This is a genomic window from Arthrobacter sp. Cr_A7, assembly GCF_029222765.1.
Taxonomy (GTDB): Bacteria; Actinomycetota; Actinomycetes; order Actinomycetales; family Micrococcaceae; genus Arthrobacter.
The window spans coordinates 1-7,671 of sequence record NZ_JARHXQ010000336.1; the positions used below are offsets into that span (position 1 = coordinate 1).

The following is a 7,671-nucleotide window of genomic DNA, read 5'->3' on the forward strand; positions in this document are numbered from 1 at the left end:
TCGTTGAAAAGACTTAGGCCGAGCGGCGTTCCCCGCGGCGTTCGCGCAGGATGGTCAGCCGGTCCTCAAGGATCTGCTCCAGTTCGGGCAGGGAGCGGCGTTCCAGCAGCATGTCCCAGTGCGTGCGGACAGCTTTGTCGTTGCTGGTATCGGGGCGTTCGCCGTCGACCAGAAGCGCTTCCTTGCCGGTCTTGGAAACCCACACGGGGGGAATCTCCGCTTCGGAGGAGAAAGTGACAAAGACCTGCTCGCCGTCCTCGCAACGGTACTCGACACGCTGACGCGGTGCCGGCTCGACTCCGGACTCGGTCTCCATGCTCTGCGCACCAAGGCGCATACCCCGCAGGCTGCGATCGCTCATGATTTCTCCCTCTTATCGGTTCGCGGAGTAGAACCCCGCGCCAGCCGGTGGTGACGAAGCACCGCCGGGCTACTGTGTGCTCTGTGCTGCATCATAAGATTCAACGCATTGCGAAGCTTTGTTGTTCCAGCGGATTGCTCCTGCCGGACAAATACCCAATTATACGGGTGCCATGCCGCAGGGAGCAAAATAAAGGAAGGGATCCGGGCTGGTGAACTGGTCACCGGCGCAGATCCCTTCCAGTTTTACGGCACTGCCTACGGCTCGGAGGGCTTGGCTCCCACCTCGTCGAACAGGCCACCGGTTGCGCCCGGATCGGGGTTGGTACCGCCCAGGGCGTTGCCGATCCCCTTCAGGGCTTCGCCGACTTCGCTGGGGATGATCCACAGCTTGTTGGATGATCCTTCGGCCAGCTTGGGCAGGGTCTGCAGGTACTGGTAGGCCAGCAGCTTCTGATCAGGGTTGCCGCGGTGGATGGCATCAAAGACCTTTTGGATGGCCTGCGCCTCACCATCAGCACGGAGGATGGCAGCCTTGGCGTCGCCCTCGGCGGCGAGGATGGAAGCCTGCCGCTGTCCTTCTGCGGTGAGGATGGCTGACTGCTTGGTTCCCTCGGCCGTGAGGATGGCGGCGCGGCGGTCCCGCTCGGCGCGCATCTGCTTTTCCATCGAGTCCTGGATGGAGTGGGGCGGATCAATGGCCTTCAGCTCAACACGGGAAACCCGGATACCCCAGCGTCCGGTGGCCTCATCCAGGACACCGCGGAGCTGGCCGTTGATCTGGTCACGCGACGTCAGCGCTTCTTCAAGGTTCAACCCGCCCACGACGTTACGCAGCGTCGTGGTGGTGAGCTGTTCTACGGCCTGGATGTAGTTGGCAATCTCGTAGGTTGCCGCGCGCGGGTCAGTGACCTGGAAGTAGACCACGGTGTCGATAGACACCACCAGGTTGTCCTCGGTGATCACCGGCTGCGGCGGGAACGAAACCACCTGTTCGCGGAGATCGAGCAGCGGCAGGAGCCGGTCCACAAAGGGAATCAGGATCGTCAGTCCCGGGTTGAGCGTGCGCTGGTACTTTCCAAGCCGTTCGACGACGCCGGCCCGTGCCTGCGGAATGATCCGGACCGAGCGGACCAGAACGATAATCACAAACACGATCAGGACTACCAGCACGATGGCCAATGCGGCTCCTCCTGCGTTTTCCATACGTTTCCTTCTTCCCCAATTAGTAAGGCTGTGTCAGGTCTGGCCGGTGGTGGCCGGCGGAGCCGAGACCACAGCCGTGGCGCCGTCGATAGCAGCCACGACCACCTTCTGGCCCGCGGGAAGGACCCCCGCTGCCGAGCGTGCGCTCCAGATGTCGCCGCCGATTTTCACAAGGCCGCCGTCAGAGGTTACGGCTTCCATCACCACGGCCTGCTCACCGATGAGCCGGTCCACATTGGTCCGCTGCTCGGCCGGGCCCTTCTTCAGGTGGGACAGTGCCACCGGGCGGACGAAGGCGATCATCAACAGGGAGACGACGCAGAACACAACGATCTGGAGCCATCCGTCAGCGCCGGCAAAGTCGGCTACCAGGGCTGCGAGGGCTCCGCCGCCGAGCATGATGAAAAACAGGTCAAGGGTGATCATCTCGATCACTGCAAATGCCAGGAAAGCCGTGAGCCACAGGGCCCACCAGTTTTCCCCCAACCATTCGAACACCGGTTCCCCCTTTGTTACGGGGAACCGCGTGCGCGGACCCTCCGGTAACTGTCCTTCCATCCTAGTCCGGGCGCATCGGGTGTGGGCTGGCTCATGCCGGGCGGCCGGGGATAGTGGCCAAGTCGTTACGCGGTTGCCGTCTCCTTGGGGCGGAAAACCAGGAGCCGGAACTTCGCTTCGGTCCGCACGGGTTCCGGGAGGTCGTCAAACCGTTCACCAATGGCATCCCGGTCCGCGTGGTGCCCCGCGGGACCCATAAAGGCCAGGTCTGCTGCTTCGTGGCGCGTGAGGGCAAGGGGAACATCGATGTCGGACGTGGCGTCAATGTCAAAATAACGGGCCATCGCCGTTGCCAGCCGCGCATCCTTGCTCTCCTCGATCGAGAGCATTCCTGCTGTTGCCACGAGGTTCCCCAGGTGCCCGGTACGGGGAGTGATAACAACCAAGCGGCCCGCCGGCCGCAGGATCCGTGCAAATTCAGCGGGATTGCGCGGCGCAAACACCACTGTGACGGCATCGACAGACCTGTCCGCCAGTGGGAGTGGCTGCCACACATCCCACACCAGGTTGACTGCCTCCGGGTTCAGCCGGGCGGCGCGGCGCAGCGCGAACTTGGAAATGTCCAGGCCTACCGCTGTGACCTCACGGCCCTGGGCCGCGGCAGTATCCAGCACCTGCCGCAGGTAATGCCCGGTTCCCGTTCCCGAGTCGAGGATGGCTCCATTGTGATCGGACAAACAAGGCACGACGGCGGCTGCCACCGCTTCGGCCAACGGACGGTAGTGCCCGTGGCCAAGGAAGTTGACGCGGGCCTCCACCATCGCCGCGGTGTCAGCTTCGAAGGCCGTGCCCTTGCCCACCAGCAGATTGAAGTAGCCCTGCCGGGCTGCGTCGAAGCTGTGGCCTGACGCGCAGGCCAGCCGGCGTTGCCCCGGCATGCGGGAGGGCGCCGCGCCGGCTGCGGCCGCAGTGGGACCGCCCGTAGTGGCACCGGCGGTATCCGCACCGGCAAAAACCAGCGGAAGCGAGCACACCGGGCACAGCAGGGGGAGATGGTCGGAAGAGGGCATTGAACCATCTTAGGGTGGCCGCAATGGGCCGAGGCGGGGATGGCCAGGCACGGGGAAAGGCTTAGCCGGCGCTGATACCTGCAGGTCCGTCGTCGAACCCGAGGCCCTGGCGTGCCCTGCTGATTCCGGCCTCGGCCCAGTGCGCGGCGTACTCGGTGTTGGTGCTCAAGGACCTCAGCTGGGCACGGTCCAGGTAGAGGATGCCGTTGAGGTGGTCCGTCTCGTGCTGCACGATCCGGGCCTGCCAGCCGGAGAACTCCCGCTGGACCGCCGCGCCGTCGGGCGTTTCAAACTCAAGCAGCACGCTCTCCGGTCGGGCCACCACAGCCTGGAGTCCGTTCAGTGAGAGGCATCCTTCGTAGAAGGAAGCGACCCCGGACCCCTGGGCGGTGTACCTGGGGTTGAGGACAGCGAGGAACTCCAGCGGGTTCCGTTGTCGCAGCGCGGCCGCCTCCGGATCGACGTCGAACTGGTCCTCGACCACCGCGAGCTGCAGCGGTATGCCAAGCTGGGGCGCCGCCAGGCCCACTCCCGGTGCCTCGTGCATGACCTGGCGCATGAGGTCGATGAGCCGGGCAAGCTGGTCAGCAGGCAGTTGACCGTCAAAAGCGGCAGCCCGCTGTCGGAGTGCGGGATGGCCCGCTTGGACGATGGGCGGCAACGTCCCGGCGGAGAGGATGTGTTCCACAAGTTCGCGTATCTGTTCTGCGGTGAGGGTGGTCCCGGGCGCGGCGTGGGTCATGACGAAAGCCTACTGAACACCGGGGCGCTTCCGCGGCTGGGCTAGTGTCTATCCCATGGCTGACTTCCCCTCCCACCCTGACTCGCCCCTGGACCGCGTTCTCGGGTTCATCCGGGTACTCGAAGCCGGCGGGGGAGCGGCCGGGATCAAGCCCTTCCTGGCCGACTCGTTCGTACTGGAGGAAGCCCCGCACCTGCTGGCTCCGGAGGGCTCCAGGCGGACCTTGCATGACGTGCTGGCCGGCGCAGACCAGGCGGCGCAGGTGGTCGCGGACCAGAAGTTCGCCATCCGGCGCACCACGTGCGAGGGCGGTCGGGTGGCTGTAGAAGCGGATTGGTCGGCAACGGTGCTGATGGACCTCCCGTACTGGGACCGGGGAGACACGATCCGGGCAAGGACCTCGTCTGTCTTTGAAGTCAGCAACGGCCTGATTGTCAGCCAGGACAGCTACGACTGCTACTTCCGGTAACTAAACCTGCTGTATCCGGGAAACCAGCGGCCGTTGTTGCATGGTGAAGCGCCTGGCCACCCACCGGTTTAGTGCCGGGGTGGCGGCGGCGGCTCCAACGCCTGCAATACGCAGGCGGAGCAGGGCGGGCGGCAGGGGGCGGCCCAGCATCATATTGATCTCCGACTGTCGCCTGGCCAGGATTGCCGCGCGTCGCCGGGTTTCGTCGAATTTCCGGAATCCGTGGTCCATGGGGCGGCCGGCCACGGCTTCGCGGATGAGCGGCACCAGCGCCTGGGCGTCGAGCCAGCCGAGGTTCATGCCCTGGCCGCCAATGGGGCTGATTTCATGGGCTGCATCCCCGATCAGGATGGTCCGCCCCACGACCATTCGGCGGACCAGGGTGGAGCGGACGCTGAACGCCGAGAGCATGCTGTTGGTGCCGGGATCGGGCCGAATTCCGGTGCGCTGCTGTACGAGTTCTGCCAGGTCGCCTGCCCCTGCGGTTTCCGCGGGCCGGGTGAGGCGGACCACCCAACGCCGGACGCCGCCCGGAAGGGGGAATGACTCGACAATCCCCCCGGGCTCGAGGAACAGGACGGCCATGTCCCCATGGATGCCGGGGTCAGCGAAGTCGCCCATCAGGTAATGGTCCGGGTAGGTCCTTCTCTGCACCGGCACGCCCAGGACATCGCGGAAGTGTGACCGGGCACCGTCGGCGGCGACCACCAGGGACGCCGTGAAGTTCCTGCTTCCCTGCGTGGCACCCGGCTGAGCCTGGACCGAAACGCTGGGCCGGCCGCCGTCGTCCGTTACAGCCGTGGCCTGCACACCCCTCAGCAGCGCTCCGCTGTCCAGGGCGCGGACGCGGTCCTCCAGTAGCTGCTCCGTCCGGAACTGGGGGAGGGCCAGAACGAAGGGAAAGTCCTCCGACACCGTGTCGAAGCGCATGGTGCCTACAGTTTTTCCGCCGCTGACAGCCATTCCGGTGCGGATGGGCACACCCTCCCGGACCATCGCGTATGCCACGTTGACCCCGTCCAGGGCTGCAAGGGCGGGCGGGTGGATGCCGATGGCGCGGGAGTGGGCATCCCGCGCCGGTCTCCGTTCAAGCACCCGCACGGAAATGCCTTCCTGCAGGAGCGCCGCGGCAAGGTACAGGCCAACCGGTCCGGCGCCCACGATCACAACGTCCGTGGACACAGTCAGTTCCTGCGCCAGGCGAGGACCTGGTGGAAGGTGGTGCTGCGCTCAACCGTCCAGCCCGGAGGAGCGATTGCCGCCAACTCCGGGGGCGTGTAGCTCCGCCGTATCGAGGTCAGGCCGTCCGCCCGGATGTAGGAGCGGGGGAAGGGCAGGGCGGCCACCCCGAACAGTGCGTAGGCTATGGGACTCCGGCGGAGGTCATTGTGCAGGGCCTTCTGTGCCGCCAGGATCTGCGAATGCGCCAGCAGCTGCTGCAGCTCGTCTGCACTCAAGTGATGAAGGACATGGTTGGAGATCACCGCGTCGTACGTCCTGCCCTCCTGGACCAGGTCTCCGCTGTGGGCCTGCCGGAATTCGACGCCCCGGACCGGCTGCCGCTTCGAGGCGAAGGCGGCGGCCCGCGGATCGGGGTCGATGCCCGTGATCCGGAGCGTCAGTCCGTCACGTTCCGCCCAGCGGGCAAGCATGACGGCAAGGTCGCCGCCGCCGGAGCCGATGTCCAGCAGCGTGGCGGTACCTGAGCCGGCGGTCATCATGGGGAGGAGTTCACGCCGGTACAGCCGGCGCCAGCCGCCCAGGACCCTGTTGACCACGGCAAACTGGCGGTAGGTGTTGTCCAGGCGCCACGGATCACAGTCCGGCAGGTCCATCAGCTCCACGGCTCCGGCGGCGCGCTCCCGCATCAGGAATCCCACCCGGTCAGGACACCGGCGCTTCTGCCGGCTCGTAACGGGCGTCCCGTTCGGCCATCGCGTTGCTGACCCGCGGCGCCTGGGTCAGCTTGGTGAACATGGCCGTCTCCACCGTGAGTCCCGGGCCGAAGGCCATGGAGCAGATCCGGTCGTCGCCAGGTCCGCTGCCGGCGGGTTGGTGATCGCCGGCATGGGGGTCGCTGATTCCGTTGTCCTGGTCCAGGATGTGCTTCAGGACGAACAGCACGGTGGCGCTGCTCATGTTGCCGTAGTTCCGCAGGACTTCGCGGGCAGGAACCAGCTGCTGGTCCGTGAGGCCGAGCCGGGACTGGACCTTGTCCAGGATGCTCCGCCCGCCCGGGTGGATGGCCCAGTGCCGGATGGACGTGTAGGGGAGTGCCTGCAGTTCAGGTTCCCGGGCCAGGAGTGGCTGCAGCGCGCCCACAATGTGGTCGTCGATGATGTGCGGAACGTAGTTGCCCAGCACCATTTCGAAGCCGTGGTCACCGATGTTCCACGCCATGGAGTCCTCGCCCACGGGGGTCAGTACCGTTTCGAAGTGGTCCAGCTGCAGCAGCGAGGCTTCTTCCGCGCCCGGTCTGGCGGTGACGACGGCGGCAGCGGCACCGTCGGCGAAGAGTGCCGAGCCCATGATGGTGTCGGGGTCGTTGGATGTCCTCACGTGCAGGGAGCACAGTTCGGCGCACACCACCAGGACGACGGCGTTGGGGTCGGCCTCGCAGAAGAGCTTGGCGGCGCGCAGCGCGGGGAAAGCTGCATAGCAACCCATAAAGCCCAAGTGGTATCGCTGGACTGCCGGATCCAGGCCCAGCTCCCGCACGATCTTGTAGTCCGGACCGGGGTTGAAGAAACCGGTGCAGGAGACGGTAACGAGATGAGTTATGTCAAGTAAGTCCAGTTCCGGGCAGGCGTCCACGGCGGCACGGGCGGCCTCGACAAAGAGTTTGGTAGCTTCCCGGGCGAAGATGTCGTTGCGTACCTTGGTGCTGGGATTCAGCAGGAGGCCGGTGGCAGGGTCGTAGAACTGGGGGTCATCGGAGCGGAAGTCGTTGGTGAGTTCATCGACGGCGGTGAACCGTGTGTCGATGGCCGCGGAATCAAAGCACGTATTCACCAGCCTGGAGCCCAGCCGCGTTAATCCGGGCTGGGCCGCAAATACGTCACGGGCTTCTGACTGGATCAGCATCGTCTTCGGGACTGCAGTTTCAAGTGATCGCACGTAGACCGTCATTGACACATTCTTAGCGAGGCCCCGGATTAAGACAATGGTTCAGGCTTTTGACCTGCGCATTTGTCCCGGTAACTCTTGCAGGCATTCCAGGCCTTCCCGACCCCGTCCGGGCCCCTCTCCGAAACGCCGATAACCTACATTATGTAAAGTAGCGATAATCCCGGACCCTCCCCGGGCTAACGCCTGGACCCTATCCC

Annotated in this window: 9 protein-coding genes; 1 reads left to right on the forward strand and 8 read right to left on the reverse strand. The window is 65.4% G+C overall.

What is annotated here, in order from left to right:
• Positions 1–13: 13 nt before the first annotated feature.
• The 5 genes from P2Q66_RS20245 to P2Q66_RS20265 all read right to left on the reverse strand — a co-directional run bounded on the left by P2Q66_RS20245 (position 14) and on the right by P2Q66_RS20265 (position 3,876).
• The gene (locus P2Q66_RS20245) at positions 14–361 is read right to left on the reverse strand and encodes an RNA polymerase-binding protein RbpA (RefSeq protein WP_013600997.1); all 348 of its coding nucleotides are present in this window, start codon (positions 359–361) and stop codon (positions 14–16) included.
• Between the two features lie 257 nt (positions 362–618).
• The gene (locus P2Q66_RS20250; RefSeq protein WP_079596144.1) at positions 619–1,566 is read right to left on the reverse strand and encodes an SPFH domain-containing protein; all 948 of its coding nucleotides are present in this window, start codon (positions 1,564–1,566) and stop codon (positions 619–621) included.
• A 33-nt stretch (positions 1,567–1,599) separates the two neighbouring features.
• Positions 1,600–2,064, reverse strand: a complete 465-nt coding sequence (locus P2Q66_RS20255) for an NfeD family protein (RefSeq protein WP_275731025.1) — start codon at positions 2,062–2,064, stop codon at positions 1,600–1,602.
• A gap of 125 nt (positions 2,065–2,189) precedes the next feature.
• Positions 2,190–3,134: a putative RNA methyltransferase gene (locus tag P2Q66_RS20260; RefSeq protein ID WP_275731028.1), complete on the reverse strand. Its 945-nt coding sequence runs from the start codon at positions 3,132–3,134 to the stop codon at positions 2,190–2,192.
• Positions 3,135–3,195: 61 nt separating this feature from the next.
• Entirely contained in the window at positions 3,196–3,876 is a 681-nt protein-coding gene (locus tag P2Q66_RS20265) for a peptide deformylase (protein WP_275731030.1), read from the reverse strand.
• A 55-nt stretch (positions 3,877–3,931) separates the two neighbouring features.
• Here P2Q66_RS20265 and P2Q66_RS20270 point away from each other — a divergent pair, with 55 nt between their 5' ends.
• Positions 3,932–4,345: a nuclear transport factor 2 family protein gene (locus tag P2Q66_RS20270; RefSeq protein WP_079596148.1), complete on the forward strand. Its 414-nt coding sequence runs from the start codon at positions 3,932–3,934 to the stop codon at positions 4,343–4,345.
• Here P2Q66_RS20270 and P2Q66_RS20275 read toward each other — a convergent pair whose 3' ends face one another.
• From P2Q66_RS20275 to P2Q66_RS20285, 3 genes are read right to left on the reverse strand one after another with little or no spacing between them, the layout of a single operon-like run.
• Positions 4,346–5,527 (reverse strand): NAD(P)/FAD-dependent oxidoreductase, encoded by a 1,182-nt coding sequence (locus tag P2Q66_RS20275; RefSeq protein ID WP_275731034.1) that lies wholly within the window; start codon positions 5,525–5,527, stop codon positions 4,346–4,348.
• 2 nt (positions 5,528–5,529) lie between these two features.
• Positions 5,530–6,213 (reverse strand): class I SAM-dependent methyltransferase, encoded by a 684-nt coding sequence (locus P2Q66_RS20280; protein ID WP_275731037.1) that lies wholly within the window; start codon positions 6,211–6,213, stop codon positions 5,530–5,532.
• 16 nt (positions 6,214–6,229) lie between these two features.
• Complete coding sequence (locus tag P2Q66_RS20285) at positions 6,230–7,474, reverse strand: type III polyketide synthase (protein ID WP_275731041.1); 1,245 nt, start codon at positions 7,472–7,474, stop codon at positions 6,230–6,232.
• Positions 7,475–7,671 lie beyond the last annotated feature (197 nt).